This window comes from Bacillus sp. FSL E2-0195, assembly GCF_038003645.1.
Lineage (GTDB): Bacteria > Bacillota > Bacilli > Bacillales > Bacillaceae_G > Bacillus_A > Bacillus_A mycoides.
Genome location: NZ_JBBOPN010000002.1, coordinates 244,434 through 264,212, shown reverse-complemented (window position 1 = coordinate 264,212; position 19,779 = coordinate 244,434). Strand labels below are relative to the sequence as shown.

General features: G+C 33.9%; 17 protein-coding genes and 8 pseudogenes. 6 read left to right on the top strand and 19 right to left on the bottom strand.

Going from position 1 to position 19,779, the window contains the following annotated elements; translation table 11 throughout:
* The first annotated feature begins 18 nt into the window (after positions 1 to 18).
* Positions 19 to 603, top strand: a complete 585-nt coding sequence (locus tag MHH59_RS28705; protein ID WP_340853442.1) for a hypothetical protein — start codon at positions 19 to 21, stop codon at positions 601 to 603.
* Positions 587 to 1,201: a hypothetical protein gene (locus MHH59_RS28700; RefSeq protein ID WP_340853441.1), complete on the top strand. Its 615-nt coding sequence runs from the start codon at positions 587 to 589 to the stop codon at positions 1,199 to 1,201. Before MHH59_RS28705 ends, MHH59_RS28700 begins: the two co-directional genes overlap by 17 nt.
* A gap of 53 nt (positions 1,202 to 1,254) precedes the next feature.
* Here the strand turns inward: MHH59_RS28700 and MHH59_RS28695 are convergent, their stop codons facing one another.
* From MHH59_RS28695 to MHH59_RS28665, 7 genes and pseudogenes are all read right to left on the bottom strand, one after another.
* Positions 1,255 to 1,890 (bottom strand): hypothetical protein, encoded by a 636-nt coding sequence (locus MHH59_RS28695; RefSeq protein WP_002069133.1) that lies wholly within the window; start codon positions 1,888 to 1,890, stop codon positions 1,255 to 1,257.
* A complete protein-coding gene (locus MHH59_RS28690) occupies positions 1,890 to 2,519 on the bottom strand; it encodes a hypothetical protein (RefSeq protein ID WP_113937310.1) in 630 nt (209 codons plus the stop codon). The genes MHH59_RS28695 and MHH59_RS28690 overlap by 1 nt, the downstream gene beginning before the upstream one ends.
* Before the next feature lie 318 nt (positions 2,520 to 2,837).
* Positions 2,838 to 3,550 (bottom strand): annotated as a pseudogene (locus MHH59_RS28685) (transposase).
* A gap of 16 nt (positions 3,551 to 3,566) precedes the next feature.
* Positions 3,567 to 4,138 (bottom strand): annotated as a pseudogene (locus tag MHH59_RS28680) (hypothetical protein); the annotation flags it as partial.
* 65 nt (positions 4,139 to 4,203) lie between these two features.
* A pseudogene (locus MHH59_RS28675) lies at positions 4,204 to 4,323 on the bottom strand (DUF6094 domain-containing protein); the annotation flags it as partial.
* 102 nt (positions 4,324 to 4,425) lie between these two features.
* Positions 4,426 to 4,563 carry a hypothetical protein gene (locus MHH59_RS28670; RefSeq protein WP_181777929.1) on the bottom strand — a complete coding sequence of 46 codons (138 nt, stop codon included), beginning with the start codon at positions 4,561 to 4,563 and terminating at the stop codon, positions 4,426 to 4,428.
* Between the two features lie 48 nt (positions 4,564 to 4,611).
* Positions 4,612 to 4,997, bottom strand: a pseudogene (locus MHH59_RS28665) (DUF6018 family natural product bioysynthesis protein).
* A gap of 411 nt (positions 4,998 to 5,408) precedes the next feature.
* Between MHH59_RS28665 and MHH59_RS28660 the strand changes: the two are divergent.
* Positions 5,409 to 5,717 (top strand): annotated as a pseudogene (locus MHH59_RS28660) (amidohydrolase family protein); the annotation flags it as partial.
* 155 nt (positions 5,718 to 5,872) lie between these two features.
* On the opposite strand, the pseudogene MHH59_RS28655 reads toward MHH59_RS28660, so the two are convergent.
* From MHH59_RS28655 to MHH59_RS28625, 7 genes and pseudogenes are all read right to left on the bottom strand, one after another.
* Positions 5,873 to 5,968: pseudogene (locus MHH59_RS28655) on the bottom strand (helix-turn-helix domain-containing protein); the annotation flags it as partial.
* Positions 5,969 to 6,239: 271 nt separating this feature from the next.
* Positions 6,240 to 6,698: pseudogene (locus tag MHH59_RS28650) on the bottom strand (Rpn family recombination-promoting nuclease/putative transposase); the annotation flags it as partial.
* Positions 6,699 to 6,741: 43 nt separating this feature from the next.
* Positions 6,742 to 7,443: a YrrS family protein gene (locus MHH59_RS28645; RefSeq protein ID WP_201055191.1), complete on the bottom strand. Its 702-nt coding sequence runs from the start codon at positions 7,441 to 7,443 to the stop codon at positions 6,742 to 6,744.
* Between the two features lie 238 nt (positions 7,444 to 7,681).
* Positions 7,682 to 8,116: a sodium:proton symporter gene (locus tag MHH59_RS28640; protein ID WP_340853435.1), complete on the bottom strand. Its 435-nt coding sequence runs from the start codon at positions 8,114 to 8,116 to the stop codon at positions 7,682 to 7,684.
* A 655-nt stretch (positions 8,117 to 8,771) separates the two neighbouring features.
* Positions 8,772 to 8,996 (bottom strand): annotated as a pseudogene (locus tag MHH59_RS28635) (DDE-type integrase/transposase/recombinase); the annotation flags it as partial.
* A gap of 23 nt (positions 8,997 to 9,019) precedes the next feature.
* The gene (locus MHH59_RS28630) at positions 9,020 to 9,514 is read right to left on the bottom strand and encodes a hypothetical protein (RefSeq protein ID WP_340853433.1); all 495 of its coding nucleotides are present in this window, start codon (positions 9,512 to 9,514) and stop codon (positions 9,020 to 9,022) included.
* Between the two features lie 53 nt (positions 9,515 to 9,567).
* A complete protein-coding gene (locus MHH59_RS28625) occupies positions 9,568 to 9,960 on the bottom strand; it encodes a collagen-like protein (protein WP_340853432.1) in 393 nt (130 codons plus the stop codon).
* A 488-nt stretch (positions 9,961 to 10,448) separates the two neighbouring features.
* On the opposite strand from MHH59_RS28625, the gene MHH59_RS28620 reads away from it, so the two are divergent.
* Positions 10,449 to 11,831, top strand: coding sequence for an alpha/beta hydrolase family protein (locus MHH59_RS28620; RefSeq protein WP_201055186.1), 1,383 nt, complete (start codon positions 10,449 to 10,451; stop codon positions 11,829 to 11,831).
* A gap of 123 nt (positions 11,832 to 11,954) precedes the next feature.
* Here the strand turns inward: MHH59_RS28620 and MHH59_RS28615 are convergent, their stop codons facing one another.
* The 4 genes from MHH59_RS28615 to MHH59_RS28600 form a co-directional block, all read right to left on the bottom strand.
* On the bottom strand, positions 11,955 to 12,515 hold the full coding sequence (locus MHH59_RS28615; RefSeq protein WP_340853429.1) for a GNAT family N-acetyltransferase: 561 nt from the start codon (positions 12,513 to 12,515) through the stop codon (positions 11,955 to 11,957).
* Between the two features lie 397 nt (positions 12,516 to 12,912).
* Positions 12,913 to 13,794, bottom strand: coding sequence for an aminoglycoside 6-adenylyltransferase (locus MHH59_RS28610; RefSeq protein ID WP_340853428.1), 882 nt, complete (start codon positions 13,792 to 13,794; stop codon positions 12,913 to 12,915).
* A gap of 81 nt (positions 13,795 to 13,875) precedes the next feature.
* Complete coding sequence (locus tag MHH59_RS28605) at positions 13,876 to 15,297, bottom strand: IS110 family transposase (RefSeq protein WP_340853427.1); 1,422 nt, start codon at positions 15,295 to 15,297, stop codon at positions 13,876 to 13,878.
* 1,094 nt (positions 15,298 to 16,391) lie between these two features.
* Positions 16,392 to 16,610 (bottom strand): hypothetical protein, encoded by a 219-nt coding sequence (locus tag MHH59_RS28600; protein WP_002144183.1) that lies wholly within the window; start codon positions 16,608 to 16,610, stop codon positions 16,392 to 16,394.
* Positions 16,611 to 16,974: 364 nt separating this feature from the next.
* Here MHH59_RS28600 and MHH59_RS28595 point away from each other — a divergent pair, with 364 nt between their 5' ends.
* Both MHH59_RS28595 and MHH59_RS28590 read left to right on the top strand, forming a co-directional pair.
* On the top strand, positions 16,975 to 18,075 hold the full coding sequence (locus MHH59_RS28595) for a response regulator aspartate phosphatase (protein WP_201055184.1): 1,101 nt from the start codon (positions 16,975 to 16,977) through the stop codon (positions 18,073 to 18,075).
* Positions 18,075 to 18,233, top strand: a complete 159-nt coding sequence (locus MHH59_RS28590; RefSeq protein ID WP_098180350.1) for a Phr family secreted Rap phosphatase inhibitor — start codon at positions 18,075 to 18,077, stop codon at positions 18,231 to 18,233. The genes MHH59_RS28595 and MHH59_RS28590 overlap by 1 nt, the downstream gene beginning before the upstream one ends.
* Positions 18,234 to 18,918: 685 nt before the next feature.
* Here MHH59_RS28590 and MHH59_RS28585 read toward each other — a convergent pair.
* Positions 18,919 to 19,710, bottom strand: coding sequence for a 5-deoxy-glucuronate isomerase (locus tag MHH59_RS28585; RefSeq protein WP_201055183.1), 792 nt, complete (start codon positions 19,708 to 19,710; stop codon positions 18,919 to 18,921).
* Positions 19,711 to 19,779 lie beyond the last annotated feature (69 nt).

The following is a 19,779-nucleotide window of genomic DNA, read 5'->3' as shown; positions in this document are numbered from 1 at the left end:
AAAAGGATTGTGATAGACATGTTAAAACTTGTAGTAGATAATACGGTAACAGAACAAGAAACAGATTCAGCTTTTTCAAACCTTTTCACCTGCAAAGACTGTGTATACTATCTTTCAAAATCGGATTCTTGCAGTCTACAATTAGCAGCTGATTCAAATGATCCCCTTATCCCTTATGAGTGTGGGAATTTTGAGGAAACCTATGAAATCGGAACGGAAGATCCATTGAATTCACATATTCATCAACGACTTCGTGAAGAAAAAGCACAAATACTAGCTGAAAATTATCCAGCACAACCTTCTATTGATCCGATCCATAAAGAAGCATTATGGTATGGAGCAGCAGATTATGGTTGTTGGATTGTAAATGATGCAAAGAAACGTTTTGCTCTTGCAGGACAGGTTCCTTTCTGTGATAATAATATGTCATCTGAAAAATACGCATCTCCTTTCCCTTTACATGATCATGGAGCAAAAGAAGGTATTAGGCACTATATGTGCTGGTATGTAAACGTAAAAGGAATAGGCGAATACCATCTACTTATTGGTGGTTTCATCATGAAAATTGCAGAAGGAGTTAAGAAACTTGGATTCAATTACTAATCACCTCTACAAGAAAAGAATGTTAGAACATACGATATTATTTAGCCTGGTACATCTGGTACCAATCCTTATCTTTACCGGCATCATTTACTTAGTACTAGATCTTTCTAAGTTGGAATGGCATACTTGGCTTATTTATGAAGGAATTTTTACAATCCTGTTCCTCATAACGAGATTCCAAGTCTTTCAAACGAAAAAAAGTATTCTTTCTATGAAGCAATACGAGAAATGGTTTTCGAAGTTAAATATTATTTTAGTTTCTATTTTTCTTGTCTATTTTGCAGGCATACCATCTCTACTACAAATTGTGTTCATTCTACAAATGGCACTCATTTTCTATCTGTTAGAGCGTAGTTGTCTGTATATCGAAAGATTACCAATACATAACGTCTATAAAATCAAGGCAATTATTTGCGACAAAAAACAACTGAAAATTGAACGAATTATCCCCAATAACGAGGAACACGGCACTCTTACAGTTCAAACAAAAGATGAACAATACTTTTTATTTACAGCTGTATATCTAAGTGGCATATTATCCCCTATATCACCGGAAGTATTTGAAGAATACGAACGAAGAAATCATATGGGTAGATAAAAGGTACTGAATATAGATTCAGTACCTTTTTCATTACTCTTATATGTGTTTCTTTACATATTCGCAAATAGCCATGGAGCGAGTACTGCTAACATACAGAGTAAACAAGATCCCGTTATGACACGATTGGACCAACGATAATACTCAGGTTGTTTCGTACTCTCATGAATTTTTCGTAAACGAATACCTGCAATTAACATAAATGGTGTAAAAATAAGTGCTGTTGATTTAAACAGGTCTAAAAAATCCGTAAAGATGTTCATAAACGAAACTACATCGGAACTGAATAAGAAGTACACACTTAGTCTCATCGCCATCATACTAACGAATGAAAAGATCATACTTCCTGTCGCCCACTTCATCCATTGACCATTCTTCGTAATTAATGCCATAACCATGACAATAACGCCTAATACGAAAGAGATAGAAAAGATATTTACCCCTACTTTAAAGGCAGGTGCATACATACCCTCAATTTTTTGTATTAATGATGAACCGAATGAATCATCCTTCTCTGGTGTTTTGGTTCGATTGTTTAATCCCTCTTTAAAGGATGACGAAACATCATTCCCTTTTAATTCATTAAAGTCCACTTTTACAGATGCATGAGCTGCTTGTAAGGGGATAAGAAGTAAAACCATCAAAACAAGCGTACATAAGACTCCTATCATCCCTTTTTCTTGTTTCATCACACATCACCCGCTAATTTTGGTTTAACGCTCTTTAATTTGATTTGATTTCCTTCTGCAACATAATAGAGATCTGCTGAGTAATAGATATTTGCTTTTGTATATGCTCCCATAATTGCATTCGCGATTTCTTCCTTCTCTACTGCCATGTATGTTTCATTTTCATTATAAAATTCAATTTCAATTCGATTAATATTATTATTTAATACTGTAATATGTAACTCTTTTAAGCTATCTAAACGATTGCCTAATCCACACACTAACTTAAATACTTTATTTGCAATCGTTGGTGGTTTGACATAAGTCGTATTAAAATGAAGAGTTTCATCATCTATCACACCATCTTCCTCAACTGCACACGTCATAATGAAAGAATGATTTTGTTTTTCAATTTCTTGTTGACTCAACTTGCGATCAATGACATACTTCACGCTTGTTGATAGGTTTTCTATATATTCATCCAGTTCGGTATTTGAAATTTTAACCTCTGAGAATTCCGGAAAAATCATGTAAGCGTGTGTATTAGAACTACTTTTACTTACACGTAATACCTGGATTTGTTTCTTTTCATAGCGCACCGTTTGTTCTAATTTTTCTACTACGTTGTTGCTTATATGATCGATTGCCATATATTATCACTCCTATTTACTTTGATAAAAATTTTTTCATACAATACTCATGATTTCATACTATCTATTTAAAGCATTGTAATATTACGAAAAGTTCTCAATTCTCCTGTTCTAAGACTGTTAATCACCTAAATCTCAAAACATTGTAATATTACAATGACGTACAATGTTTCATTATAGTCGAATATCCTTATATGGTGAATCATTCTGTCCCACTCATTTGTACAAAAATAAAAATTATTTTATCCTTGTACAAATGAGTGGTAAAACGCTGTATTTCATGCTATTTATCTAAGAAAATACAACTAGGAAATAGATTCATATATTCCCTAGTTGTCTATTTCTCCATTCAACTAATGTATAAGAATACGGTGAATCGGCTTGTAATTCTATGTACAATTGTTGATTTTCTGGTAATATCTCTCCCTCTGTATGAATCCAATAACGCTTATTATCAGACATATTAAGTACGCGTGTCAGTCCTTGTTCTCGTCCTATTACTTTTACAGTCCACTTTACCAAATTCATATCATCTACCCCTGATACTCCTTGTTGAATAGGAAAGATATGCTCTGTTTCTAGTGGGATCGGCAACTGTTCTAGTTCCGGAAATGTCTCCTCATATTCTAATAATTCCTCTGGTATATCCTCATCGCTAGGAAAAGGGATATCGTATACTGCTTCAGAAGCAGGAGTATGGTGAAAATCTTCAGCATACTCCACTTCTTTTGCAACTTCCTTGTCCTGTTCTAACGTTTTTTTTCTTCACCTAAATTCATTTGAACCGACGAAGCAACTAAATCATATATACTTGCTACATCTTTTTCTAAGGTGATTTCCTTCGTAGGAGCAGTAATGCGTTCCTGTTCCCTGCCAATGGGTCTATTTTTTCTCGGACACCAATAAACAGGTCGTTCCACCGGTTCTGGTCCTTTTTCTTTTTTCTTTTCTTCTATCAACATATGTTTTCTTGTTTTGTAAACAACAAAACACATATAGCAAATTAGTGCGATAAGAAGTATTGTAAACATGATTTTCTCCTCTCATTTAACCAAATAAATCGAACTCGAATTGTCCATCAATTACTTTACTTTTTCGTTTCCCTTTCTTTTGAGAAGCATCTACTTCAACTATCAATTCATCCCAGAATGCAATATCTTGTTTTTGTACAAGCATACGCTTATCTGTATTCAGTGTTGTTAAAGCTCGTATGAGATCTTCTTTTTTCCATCTATTTCAAGTACATTGTGCTTCATTCGAACACCAGGTAATTGCTCTTTTTTAATACATTCAACAGCCCTTTGTACAAATAGAGCCTCTTTCATAAATGCAACGTCCATTGTTTCTGGTAATTTTTCCACCCAATTCGTGAATTGAATTTCAATTGTTTCAAATACAGGCGTAATTACATTACCGATATTTGCAAGAACACGTTTCGATTCATCAGATGCTGCTTTTGTCCATTCCTCTGTTGAACCTTTTAATTGATTGCCACTCTTAATATCTTGAATTAATAGAGTCTGTATATCCCCTGTATCACCAAGCATTGCATTCAGACCACCGCTTGTTGCATCACCGTTCATTGCTTCTGCAGCTTTGTTCTTTTGGGCAATTAACTGAGTTGGTCGAAGATGGGCGCACAGCTTAACTGTGTTTCCCATCAGCTCCCGTTGGAACCGTACGAGCAACTTTCGAAGCAAGCATAAGCTCGCTCTGATTCCATTTGTAATAGTTGTACTAAGTGTTTCCCTACTGTTAGTGGTGTTGGATAAAATCCAGCCGCCAAATCATTTCCTATACGCATAACGATTCCCTCCGAGTTCTTTTTTTACAATAAAAAAGGAAGATCCAAGTATATACATCACTTAGTTCTTCCTTCTACCTTCTATAAACTACCCCGACTTTATTAAAATGGTAGTTCTTCATCTGTAATCTCCGATAGCTCATCCATACCAGCAAAAATATCATCCGGCTCTTGGGATTGCTCTTTTGTTTCCTGCTCTTTTGGATCATCTAATACTGTCCAAATGTTATCTTTTTTCATATCTATATCCCTCTATCCTTCTTATTTTTCAGTTTCATAAACCACTTCTTAATAATCGAAAAAATAATCTTTCATCTTACACATGAATTTACGAAACTTCGGTTCAGCTACAATCTTTGAACCATGGTAAAAACTTTGTTGCCCGACAAAGCGCCATAAGATGACATAGCCTTCTTTTGTTTCCTGGATGCCCTTAATAAATAATGTAATTTCTTGAGTAGCTTTTTTTCATGAATAGAGTTTGGTTTAAAATATTGCTTTTTACCATCAGGTAATATGATTTCTGCCTCTAAACAACCTCGTAATTGATTAATTCTCGATCTAGAGTCGGTTAACAGTGCAGATAAAGCATATGACTTCTGATTTTTTTCCATTCGTGTTTTATGTTCCTCTACTGTTGGTACTAGTCTTAAGTTTCTACAATCTTTTTTCATTTTACTATCTCCTCTACTATTTACTTTGTTATGTTATGAATCATAAATAACCCTGCCTACAAACTTGAAAACAACACAAAAAGGGCTTCTTCAAGTCGATTAATAATGTGCATAGCAAAATAAGCTATATATACACTAATCGGCTCAAAGAAGCCCTTTCAAAAATGAAACAAGACGCAACTTGCTTCTACAACTCAACCACAACACAAAAAGGTGTGGGAATAAACGGAATCAAATAAACTAACAATATACCTATATATTACATAATAACATTATTTATTTCAAGAATTATTAATTAGAATTAACGCATTATCCAAACGAATTCTTATTCCTCAAGCTTGTGAAGGCCGATAGTCAAAAGGTATTTGGGTAATACGTTAAGGGTTAAGTGTCTTACCAACTTCAATCCATGCACCTCTCCCCTTCTTTGACAACAATGGGGAGTATGCAGGCCTTCAAGTTGGAAAAGTATCTTCGCTATTTCACGAAGTACGAGAATCTGTTTTAGTGGAAGGTATTCCGTTAGAAACGGCACTAGAAGTCATTACCATGAATCCCGCACAATTGCTGAAACTTTCAAGTAAGGGCTGTATCCAAACCGGGAAGGATGCTGACATCGTATTGTTGGAAAAAGAAACGTTGGACATTCACAGCGTCATTGCAAAAGGCAAGTTTATGGTAGAAAATAAAGTTCCGATAGTGAAGGGAACATTTGAATAAGAAAGATAAGAAGCTTCTATTACAAAAATCATTTAAAGACACTAGAAAAATATGACACTTATACAAATGAATAATATATAAACAAAAGACCATCGGTTTAATAAATCAGTGGTCTTTTGTTTAGAGAAGAATTTAGCTAATTTATTTCATGTTTTGAATACAAAGCGATTGCAACCAATGGTTTTAGCAATTAATATTTCTTGTTTCTTATTTAGGTAGATATGAAATTTATATGCTTTACTTACTAACATAGGGTGCACCTCACCTTTTTATACGATATCTACAGTAAAAAAAAAACGTAGGCTTAAGCCTACTGATATTCATCTCCCACCTAAAATTAGTGTTTCACACCTTTATATTTTGAGGAAGGAGTTTTCAGTCTTGGATTATTTCGTTTTCATTAGCTTGATATTGATGTTTCCGTATCCCCTAAAAATAGAAAAAGAAGATTGAGACATCTCATCTTCTTTTCAGGCAGAGTTAGAGAAAGCATTTTATTGGATAAAATGCTTTCTCTAAGAACTAGCTCTGCAAAAATCGCTGTATTTCTATTTCTTGTAATCCTGTAAGCTTTGCAATGTCTTCTACAGACACACCATTTTTATGCATGCCTCGAATGAGTTGCATCTTTCCTTGCTCAACCCCTTGTTCAATTCCCTTTTTAATTCCTTGTTGTTCTGCATGAGCAAATTTTGCTGCCTCATCCATTAAGGCCTTTTCTCTTGCTTCATATGCTTGACGGAAAGAAGAATCTTGACTCATACGTTCCCATTTATTCATTGCTTTTTGTAAAATCGGATCTCGGTTCATGGCAATATCCTCCAATGTTTGTGTGAGATGTTCATCTTCATTCGCAGGTAATAATAATAACCAACGAACAAACGAATCTTCCCACGGATTGACTTTCTCTTCGCGCCATTGCTTCATCAACTTTGGAATCTCTACTATATGAACTTCTATATCATCACTTAATAGCTTCTTAGTCGCTCACAACAAGAGAGGATAGCATTTACATTTTGCTTATTTATTTTACCACCTGAACAAATACTGGTTTCCAGCCCTGATTCTCTACCCAATCAATATCAACCTTATATTTTTTATTACTTTGCTTATCTCGTACATTACCGTAGGCTTTATTTTCACCATTATTTCCAATAAAATCAAAAATCAATTGACCCTCTGGAACATCAACAGCATAAGAAATTGCTTTTTTCATCTCATTCCAATCTACTGTTCCTTCTTTAAATTTCATTGCAGGTTTTGCTCCTTGCTCTGTACCAATTGGCTTCCAAGAAGGATTAGTTTGAGAACCCTTTTCTTGAGATGCCGTTTTTTCTCCCTCTTTATTTTCATTTTCGCTCGTTTTTACTGATTTTTCTGCTTTTTGTTTCTCTTCTAACAGTGCTGCTTCTCTCTCTTCACGTTTCTTCTCTTCTAACAGTGCTGCTTCTCTCTCCTCACGTTCCTTCTCTTCTAACTGCGCCGCTTCTTTCACTTCACGTTTCTTCTCTTCTAACTGCGCTGCTTCTTTCTCTTTATGTTTCTTCTCTTCTATCTTTGTTGCTTTCTTTTCTTGAGCAATTGCTTTCTTTGATGTATCAGAAGGGGAAAACAACTGGTATGTCACTATACCAACTGTCACTAATACCAAAGTAAATGCAATATTAAAAATCACCTTTTTACGACGATTTTGTTGTTTTTCTTGAAACCTGCTTCCTTGTCCCATTTTTTAAACCTCCGAGTTTATTTTCTCTTCTAATCTTTATGCATTATTCTTATAATTCTTAATATTTTTATTAAACAATGGAAATGAATTACAATTCCCATACAAGATTTCATATCATAATAAAATTCGTGTTGTTTCAAGCATCTGACATATGTTATTCAAAAATATTTTAATACATTAAAAATTGATAAGCATCTGTTCGTAAGAAACCTTCAATTTTATTCAAAGGTGATTCCAATTACGTCCACATTAGATCTCCTGTAGAAATCTTTTTAACAATTAAGCCCCTTCTTCCCTTATTTATAATTTTCAAATTAAACTGCCCTCTATGGTACAATAAAGATGTGTTGTTTTCTACTGGGGTATGTCGTAAAATCAAAAGGGATTTTATCTCTTTTACCTTTTTTTCAGAGTAACTTTCACCACTAGGAGACTCTATTATTCCTAATGTAATCTTTAATTCACTTTCATCAAAAATCCAATCTTTATTAAGTTCCCTTATCTTTTGTATAAAGCTTCTTTTGGTTTTTCCTATATAGATCAATGTTTCATTCTTAGCATATACTCTAGAGATTGCAAATATTCCCTTCTTAAAAGCTTCTTCTCTATTATAAAAATCATTTAAACTATAAAATCCATACCATTTAATATGTACTGTTTCTATTAACCTCACCTCATTTTTATGATAATATTATAATTTCTGAATGTTCAAATTATTATGGATACATAGCCTTGATTACTTGAATTATAAATAGTGCTTTTCAATAATACATTTTATTATTACTAATTTCAATAATGAATATGTACATATGTAGTATTGGATGGCCGCAAAAAAACATGGGAATTTAATTCAAGCCCTATATCAAAATGAAAATAAAAAACACCTGTGATATACACAAAGTGCTTTTCTCTTGTCAATTTATCTATTTTCTTTTTATAACTCAAACTCCTTCGAATCGTACTTTTCTAGAGTTTGCTGCAATTCATTTTTTTCATATGGAATATGTTTATCTGTCTCTATATTTTCAACATTTTCTCCACCCGCTAATAATCTCCTGTACTTAAAAGAGTGCCCTGTTAATAATGGTGTAATTATGTTGTATGGCCCTCCTTTTGTTTGATTACTTGTATCATAAAACAAGTATCTGAAGCTGATATGTGGTCTACTTTACTGATAAAAATAACAAATAAAAAAGGAAACCTGCATGTTCGTTATAGTGATTTTCATGTTATATATACTCATATAAATTCATTAATATGCAATATTACATATTAGGTTCCTGTATCTTCATGATATTGATGTATTTATGATACTTTTATCTTCATATTTAGAAAGGAATACTATTGTACGTTGAAAAGGCGGAGTCTCTTTGAAGACTTCGCCGTTGTTTATATAGGGCATGAATGGTCTCGATACCTTTTATCGTACGTGAAGCATGACGAAGATTTTGAAATCCTGCAGATTTAGCAAAACGTCTCTTGACATGCCTATGATCCTGGTCAATAAGATGGCTAAAATTTTTGATTCTACAATGGATTGTAGTTTGATAAACCGAGAGACCCTTTAGAATAGAAATCACTTTTGACACAAAACAATGATTTTATATGGTGTAGTTTGAGCTGGTATACTCATTGTTGTAAAACTATAAATAACTATTAAATTTCGATTTACAAGATTACCTGTAAAGAATTGACCATTTGTTAATAAAATTTGAGTAGAAGGAGAAATATTTAATTTTAATTTTCCATCACTACTCTCCAACTGTTCATTAAAATAGTCTACTTTTACATTTTGATGCGGTGTATATTTTGCCATAACAATCGCTTGAAATTGTGGTGGAAAAATGAGAAGAGCAGGAGCGTTAGCATCGTAAAACCCAGTTACTTTATCTCCTACTACTACCGTTGCATAGTCGATAAAATACGTATTTGGTTTCACTACAAAATTTATTAGATTCCCATAACCATTATCTACGGACATTAATTTATTACATCCTATATCTTCGTTTGATCCTGTTACAAAATCGTTAATCATAGTTATTGTACCATCAAATGATTGAAATTTTTTCATTCAAATACCTCTTTTGTTTATATAATTAAACCTCTATCGTTACTCTATAATTTTTAAAAACATGTAAATGAAATAATCCTTCTCGTATCAATTCCAAAAATAACCCAAAACCTACCGTTCCATCTAAAACCAGCAACAGACCTTGGTCCTACAAAAATTGGGAAATACCAAAATTGTTCACCATTACTAAGCCATATATAAGTATTTCGAAATAAACATAATGAAATTGCCCCTGGATCAACAGCAGATGGTGAAGCAGTTGATTGTTGAGGAATAAATGATGGAGGAGGAGATGTTGGAGCTTGTGAACTTTGCTGTCCTGGAAAACTTGGTACACCCGGAAAACCTGGCATTCCAGGTATACCTGGAATCTGAGGACCAGGGAATTGACGATCGAAGCATTGATCATAATTTATATAAGGATAATATATTGACTCATTATACATTTAAAAACCACCTCTTTATTTTTAAAACCCTGTAAATTATTAATATGTAATGTTGTTCGTATAGGAAGCTTATTCGCATCCTATACGAACAACATTTTAAACAGGAAAGTATACCTATACCCTTTTTTTTCGGTATGGGGTAATGGAAATTCCAGTGTCATCTTTGCTACTACACACTGTTACCAATCAAACATGCACAATGTAGAAATGAACCATAAAAATTTCTTCATCGTATGCCTCCCTCTCTTCTTGTTTTTCTTCCCCTACATCATAACGGGATTGGAATCATTGTTGGAAAAACGATCGATTTCTATGATTTAGCAACGATTTATGTATAAATCCATTGCTTAACTCCTCCACTCTTTCAAACGGGCTTTTTATGATATGTATGCAGGATTCCTCCTTACATGTAACGAAACCCCAATAGGGAAACATTCCACTAATTACCATACCTATTTCATACCATTACATTTTGGGGGTTAAACAGGATGAAAACAAAGAAGTTACAAAAATCAGCACTTTCTTTTACCCTACTCTTTTCTTTAGGTGTTTCTTCTTTTCCGCTTACAACAGCTATTCATGGGGATACACAAGGGGCACAAACTGCAGAAAAGAAACAAGTCTCATTAACCGAGCGTACGTCTTTATTTTTTGCATATCTCCAACAAGGTAAATATGCAGAGGCACTCCAGTTGACGTCTGCAGCTTTTCAATCCAAGTTTACGGCAAACATATTACAAAGCTGGTGGACACAAAGTGGCGGGAGCAGAATTACAAGCATGGGAACACCTGTTATAAAAGAACGAAACTTGGTCCATCAAACGGTTGAAATTCCAGGAGCTATCGAAGGAACTACTATTCCACTACTCCTTAAATTCACGCCTGGCGGCAAAGTTGATGAGGTTGGCGTAAGGACGGCGCCAGAGAAATCTTATACCATCCCGCATCCTAGCTATGACCAACCTGATTCCTACCAAGAACGAGAAATCGTCATTGGAAATGCTACATACCCGTTACCAGCCACATTAACGGTTCCAAAACATAAACCTGGCGAAAAAGTACCTGTTGTTGTTCTTGTTCACGGTTCTGGGCCGCATGATCGTGACAGTACATTTATGGGAGCTAAAATCTTTAGAGACCTTGCAGCTGGTCTTTCATCAAGCGGTATCGCAGTGTTACGTTATGAGAAACGTTCCTTAGAACACGGTTTTAAAATGAGTGCAGAACCTGTAACGTTAGACCGAGATACTACAGATGATGCCATATATGCAGCAAAATCAGCAGCGCAGCAGGAAGGCATTGACCCAGATAACATTTTCATTCTCGGACATAGCCAAGGTGCTGGCACCATGCCGCGCATACTAAGCAAAGCACCTTCATCACTTGTAAGAGGAAGTATTTTAATGGCACCACCTGCACGTCCGTTTACTGACATGCTCCTTGATCAGTATCAGTACCTCGGAGCACCTAAGGAATATATTGATGAAATAAAAAAACAATTCGCTTACATTGAGGACCCTACTTTTGATCCAGATCACCCACCAGCTGGTTATAATTATCTTTCTCCACATTTCATGTATGATGTGACTCGTTGGCGTCCAGTTGAGGAAGCGAAATCACGAAAAGAGCCATTACTGATTCTGCAAGGCGCACGTGATTATCAAGTAACAGTAAAAGACGAGTTTACGAAATGGCAAGAAGGGCTTTCAAGCCGCAGTAATGTTCATTTCAAAGAATACCCGAAATTGAATCACTTCTTCACGGAGGGCGACGGGGAATTAAGTCACCCTAGTGAATACGAAGTCCCTTCCAATGTTCCTGCGTATGTCATCAAGGACATCGCTACATGGGTCAATGAGACAAAGAAATAAGAAAACAACAAAAGCCATCATGCAATCATCATTGCGTGATGGCTTTTTTGATATTAATGATTCCATACACGTGATACGGTTCTGGTGCAAAAATAGCACCCTGTTCTTGAATAATGTTCAATTTCAAACGAATAAAGCCATTAATATTAAATCTTGATAGCCTCCATCCAATTTTACACCCTTTGCTTTTCTACCCTCTTCAAAAAAGCCTTGATTCTTATATAACCTGATTGCACCTAAATTATCTTCCATTACCTCAAGACAAACTTTTTCAATCTTACAGTTATTTTTAGCCCAATTGATTAACGTTTCTAGAAGAGCTCTTCCAATACCATAATTTCGATATTCAGGTAGTATGGTCATCGCAAAAAAACCTTGATGACTAATTTTTTCTTTGTTTCCGTTCTTAAAATCTATTGCACCGACTAACTTACCATCCACTTCAGCAATAAACTGTACAAAATTTGGATTTTCATAATAAGCCTTTAACGTTTTTTGAATAGCATCAACACTCATCTGCTTTACATCCTCAACCGTACTTAGCATGTATGGAGCGTTTTTTAAAGCTCTTGAAGCAGAATTTAACATTCTTTCTGCATCCTGTTCTTTAGCTTCTCTAATTGTTACTGTTTTTCCGTCCTTAGATTTATAAGTAAAAACGTTAGTTGATAGTATATTAAACACACCTTTCGGAATATAATTACTCGGATTTTTTACCCTTCCACAATTCTTAAGTAAGAGAAAATCGTATCACCTTTTTCTACAATCGCTGTCCTTTAACTTAATAATAATTATTTTAAACATTTTAAATTTTTACAACATTCCATTCCGTTATATGGCCCGATTGTTGAATAACATGACTGGCGTTTTTTAAAAAACCTTATTTTAAATGTAGTGTAGTACTTTAGGGGAAGTCCAAATTCTCCCCCCAAAAAAATAATCCCTACTTTCAACTAAAAAAGTAGGGATCTATGGTATTTTAATAGACTTAGGAAAATGAATGAAAAATTGTTATTTATTCAAGAAAATCCCCATTATTTAACTACTTTTTTGGAAAAAACTATAACTTATATAGATTTAATTAAAGTATTTCTTTTGCATCAGAAGGCAAATTTCTTACATGTTTAAGATATTTCGTCATGTTTATATCGTCGTCAATTGGATATGTGAACAGTAAGTTATCCGCAACATCTTCTGCTAAAGTTCTAAACAATTCACAAGTGACAAATATAGAATCCCAAAAATTCTCGTAATTATTGTCAGAATAAGTTTTTTCATACATCTTCCAATACGATTCAGGAAGATAACTTTTAAAATACTTCCCCATTTTTCCAGTTGAAACTTGGAAGTCGTGTTTTATACCAATCCACCAAGAAACCATTTGATCTAATCTACCTCTTATTACATATTCAAACATTTGCTTGGCATATGGTAATTCATCACGCCAAATCCCTTTTGCAACGTTTTGTAGACACCACCAAAAATCATTACAACAGCTCATAATCATAGATGCTGTTGGCCTTTTCACATAATAACCAATATCTGTAGGCTTTGGAATAAGTGGTAGAATGTTGTCCTTATCTAATAATGAAACTGTAAGTTTATCATTCATATATCCCTCAATCATTGTATCTTTCGTTTCAATATGAAGATCTATACGATTTCCATCTGTAAAAAGCATTAAATACCCATAAGACCTATCAAAATCCATATCCATACCAGCTGATTCATTATTTTTATCAGGCTCTTGTATCATGAGTAAATCTCCAAAAGTATGAATCCAGGTCTTATCTTTTATAAAAGATGCTGTTTCTGTCACTACATAAACAATATCGTAATCTTGAAAGATATCTTTTGGAGCATTAGGATTTGTTCTTGAACCATTCATATATACTGCTCGAATTCGTTCATCTTTTTTAGCTGTTCCTATTATTAAATCAAACATTTCTTTTTCACTTCTCATTACTATTCACCTCAAAATCCCGTTTCCTTTTTGCTATTTTGTAACTTTACTTTATAGTTATTGTTAAAGTATCCTGTACCTCTAATTTAATAGTACAGACTCTTGTTTTTCTTCTAATTTATACACTTCATCCCACTCTATTCCACAAGCTGCTGCATGTATTTTTGGATCGTATTTCTGGCCACTTTTTAAAATTGTATAGATTAAATTTGCAATTTTACCACAAAGGTGACCAATTGCTTTTTTCTTTATCATTCCTTCTTCCACTTTACGATCATAATATGCTTTAAAAACCGTAGGTTTTCGTTTTCCATTTGCTAACATCATCATGGACATCTGATAAAGTACTCGACGTGCATCACGAACACCACTATATGTCTGTTTTGTCGAGCGTACAGAAGTCCCAGATTGCGAATTTTCAGCTGAAACACCAAGGTATTTCTTAAACTCTTTATATGTATTAAATCGATCTACATCACCTATTACACCGATTAACGTACAAGCTATATTTTCACTTACAAAAGGGAATGAAAGGAGTAAATCTGTATATGGATGTGAATCAATCCCTTTTTCAGAATTCCCCCAAAGGAGATTATGAATTTCCATATCAATAAGTTTAATACTTTCCTCAAGCCGTAAGGCTTCTTCTATAACCCATCTTTGCCTTCCAACTAAATGTTCCACAGGTACAGCTACTGTATAGGGCATAATTTCAGATAACACTTTAGCAGCCTTTTTCGCCACATTCTTAGCTCCAGCTTTAGAAATTGCTTTATACAGTTCATCTTCCGATGATTTTTTCATGTGAAGGCCCGTAGGATATTCTAATACTAATTTCATTACTGAAGAAGTACCCAATTTTTCAAATGCCTTATTTAAATCTGGGTGTGTTACTTTTAATAATTGCTGAACTTGATTTTTTCTACGGGTTAACTGAACATTTAAATACCATCGATCTCGCATGACTGTCCGAAATAGGGATTGTAAGACAGTTTGAGGTTTTATTAAAGTAACTCCCTGCATGTGAGGATGGAGCTGTTTATGCCACCCCATATAGGACATTACTTTGGCATCCATTGAATCCGATTTCTCTGAGATACCTAAATTATTCTTACGAAATTCACCAACTGCTTTATTCTCTACCTGAAAGAGTTGATACCCTTCATTCAATAACACTTGCTGAACTAAATAAGAATAATGTCCACCAGTCGGTTCTAACAGGATTAGGAAATCATCTTTTGTGATATTAAATTGTTCTCCTATTTGTTTTAAAGCCTTTAAAAATTCTGCGATTCCTGCACTATCAGAATCAAGTTTCATCGTTTTTGTTCGTTTCCAGGCAATTCCTTTAGGGTCCAAAAAAGCATCAAATTTAATACAAGAAGCTACATGAAAACTAGCTCCAATATCTATCCCAACATAAAACTGATAAAACTTACGAATATCTTGAGCTCCATCATCCGAATGATTCCCATAACTAAAAGGAGTAATCGTATTTTTCATGATTTCCTCTCCGAACAGTAAGCAATATGATTATATCTGACCATCCAAGTTTCTGTTAGAGCTTAGGCCCAATGTAGCATGTTAGGATTATATCGCCAGATATTTAATCTCAGATTTAAGAAAAGAGTCTAGACTCACTAGCTCCATACACTTTTAGAGTTTCAACTGCACACTATTCACTATATTTGTTTTAAAATTTCTCTATATAGTCTATTAAACAGGAGTATTCGACATTAACTATAATATTCCTTTTGATATAATAAAAAACCTGTCGAAATTGACAGGTAATCCGTTGATTTATATTTAATTTAATGTGCAGTGCCATCTTTCTAATTGAATGGAGTGCCTCACATCAATATTAGAGGTCTATGAACAATAGCCCCAGTCCAGTTAATGGTCGGAATCACCTAAAGGTCACTGCACAATTTTATAATATCGCATCTAGTAAAATTAATAAACCAATGTCCCCAAACGACTTTCAAAGTTTCTCTAAAGAGCTCACGTTTAAAATAAAGGTACATTGGTTCTTCTTAAATTATATATTAATTATTCTCCTTATTCATTATTATTCATCTTACAACTATAAATTATAGACTTAATTCCGTAGCATGTAGTTCATTAAAATGGTACTTACATTTCTTTAAACACTACAGAAACGACTTTATTGTAAATTAAACAACCTTATTATCTCTGTACATGTTAAGTTTTGTTCAACATACGTGTACGTACTCGCATTTAGTACGACAATTGTGGTCAGGTAATGCCTGTCCACATAAAAATTGCAATATCAATGTACGATTTAATTGTCACAAATAATATATTTCAAACCAGAAAAAACGACCTACAATGAATTATGATGCCTCTTCTCTTCACTTGTCGGTGCTTTCCTGTAAATGAATCTTTTTCTGTCAAACAAATAGTATTAAGTCCCCCTCTCCTTGCCTAAAATAACGATTCCTTTCATTCGCCATCCTTCTCCTTTACTATTTTTGCAGTATTTTATCATTTTTCTATTTGAAGCAAAGGCTACATCCTCATTTCTACGCAAAATAAAAACGCCTCCTGTAAAGAAACGCCCCATAATATCAGTTTTTCTATCCTTCTAAATGACTTATTATATATCGTTGCTTATTTATGTCTTGACGTTTTAAAGCCGTCACTAACTCTCGATTAACATCTGATACTGGTAACGGTTCTCCGTATATATCAAACAACTTTATTCCTAACTGACTTATAATCTTTATATTATTACGATTCCTACTCTCTTGTGTATAACTAATGATAGTGCGTAAATTAATCCCAAAACTTATCATACTAACCAACGCCCCTTTTTCATTATAAATAGATATAGGTATACTTCTATTTATCTTCGTGGAATCCCTTGAAGCTTAATATCGCTATATATTTCTCAATACACTAGCGGTGTATACCATCTCCGTTTCTGTCATAATTCTACGCCACCTCCTATAAGAAAAATTCAGTAGGAACGGTTTAAACATCTAAAAAATCCATCGACGAAACTCATACTTTCTTATATTTTGTCGCATTAAATAAAGTATGGACACTCAATTTATTCAGAATATTCTGTATATTTATGAAAAAAACTCATAGTGAAATTTAAAGTATCTAATTCCTGTTATTATCAGAATAAGCCTATACGGAGAAAAGGGGGATATTATGACTGTTCAAGAAAAAAGCAATGAGCAATTGATGAAAATATTAAATGAATGGTATGAAGAAATCCGTTCATATCATGTAAAAGCAGCAAAACAAACATATCTAAAAGTACAAGAAAATTTAAAAGGAATAGAAACAGACCAATATTTATCATTCTATTATTCACTACTGAATTTTAGATATAAGGTCTTGGTAGATGGAATGAGTATTACTAAAGATTCTTTTAATAAAATAGAAGAGCTCCCTAATATCAAAGATGAATTTTCATTTTTAGCTTACTACTATCATTTCTTTAAGGCAATCCACTCTACAATTATAGCAAATTATACTGAAGCGAGAACACATTTTGAAAAGGCGGAAGAACTTTTAATTGATATACCTGATGAAGTAGAAAAAGCCGAGTTTAAGTATAGAATTTCAACTTACTTTTATCAGTCTTATCAGCCATTTGAAGCGATTCAACATGTAGTAAAAGCGAAAGAAATATACCTGAATCATGTAGGATATGAAATCAATATTGCTTTATGCGACAATGTATATGGCTTAGCTTGTATAGATCTAAGAGAGTTTGAAAGAGCTGAAGAATGTCTCAATACGGTTATTGATGTTTTTAAGAAGTATGATAAAGAACATTTATTATTAAGAGTACGTTACAATTTGGGCTGGTTATATAATATTCAAGATTTATATCCATTGGCGATCCGACAGAGTTCTGAAATTATAAATAAAATACCGAACCATTTTAAAGCATTATTTGTCTTAGCAAGAGCATATTATAAATTAGAAGGCGTTGAAACAGCAAAATCATATATCGAACAGGGAATGAAATATACAAATGAATCCGGAAATGAGGAATATAAGCACCGTTTCGCAGTTTTAAATGAACTAATCACAGAACTGCCTAGAATTAAACTAGAAAAAGTAGTTACTGATGCAATTTCTTATTTTGAAAAAGAGGGCATGTGGGATTGTGTAAAAGAACATGCAGAGATTTTAGCACTCCAATTTTACCAGGCAGATAATCATGTTAAGGCGAGCAAATATTTCTACATTAGCAATAATGCCAATAAGAATCATTTGAGAAAAGGAGCGTTAAAGTAATGAGAAAAATAAAAAAAGTGTTATTAAGTATGGTAGTAGTAAGTGCATTAGCATGTAGCATGATTAGTTTAAATGTATCACAACACTCTTCGTTTAATGGCGGAGATACGCCAGCACCAACAAAACCGATTGTCTCTAGTGGGGTATCTATTGATTAACGTAATACATTTTTCTTACTTTATAAATCAGAAAATTCAGACTCTTAATCCTTAAAAAATGTTGAATAAAATGGATAAAATATCGAACCCCTAGTCCGAAACATAATTGTTTCGGACTATTCACGTTACTATAATTGTACGTAGGGAGATAGACTAAAAATAGACGAGGTTTTCTATACATAAATAGAAAACGAGCATCCTATCGCTATGAATTGGAGCGCTCGTTTTTAATCTTACAGAAATTTGTTTTTGTTTTAATGTTTTCGATTTTAGCAAATAATAATGTTGTTTAATTTGCAAAGTGAATTAAACAAACAAACTTCTTTATTTCAAGATCGTAATTTCTTCTTTTACAAATACTGCAACCCCTTCCAAATTACCTTTTTCAATTAAAATCATCACTTCACGTTTGGAAAATCTGTAATTGATGCATCTAAAGATTCCTCTAGAATTGCATTTAAGAAACCTGTTAAAATGCGTAAATTAACTAATTTAGTGGACATGGATTTCCTCTCCATGTCTATAGTATCTATTATCCTTATTGTACATAAAGAAAGGTGGAGCACGCGAACAGACTCTTATGCGATCTCATATAAGAACCTGCCTAAATTCACAAAAAAATTGGTGGTTCTGGGCAAAAACCATCACAAGTAAAATCATTTTTTGCCAAAACCTTTATTTTCTTTTATTCTTTTTCTGGCCAAATTTTCGCGTTTGGTTCTAATAACCACTTGTGTTCTTCCTCCATGATACGATCATTCCATGGGTTATTCTCAAGATGTCGAATCATCCAACAAAAATACATTGCATATCCAGGCGCTGTTGCTTGTGGATGGTCTAGCTCACCCGGAATTGTAATAAAGCTATTATGTACAACGCGATGAGCATCCTCCCCAACCATGGCACATCCAAATCCCTGCGGCTTGTTAAAGCGATAATAATATACCTCTGGCTGGTCATGATGATGCGGTGGGTAACTGGACCATCGCCCTGGATAAGAAATAACTTCTCCTACTACCATATTAGAATATGCTGCATTGTTATAGTCAAAAATTGTCCGAATAACACGCTGCGCTGTTCCCTCCCATACTCCATCTCCAGCTACAACACTTTGACACTCATTTGGAGTATACAACTTAGACGCAAATTCTTGATCATTATCTGTTTTTTGAACAAGCACTTCACTATCTGACAGAGCAGTAATTGTAACCTTCACATTTTTAGCCACATGTAAACACCAAGGGTTTTCTTCAAAAACAGACTGCCTTTGAATAACTTGTTCCATTCCATCCCACTCTAAACGTATTGCCCCTTCTAGTAAAAGTACTGCCGTTTCATTCTTATTATCAAATAGCAACTCTTCTTTTCCATTAGACATCTTATATATGCCTATATCCATTAACATATCACTGCATTGACCGTTCATTTCTGTTAATACATTATACCCTTCATTTAATTCACCTAATTTTCCTAACACGGCTTTCTCCCCCTTTTAATTAATGGCTACTCTATCATTCTCTATCTTTATCAGCTAACTAAATTTCGA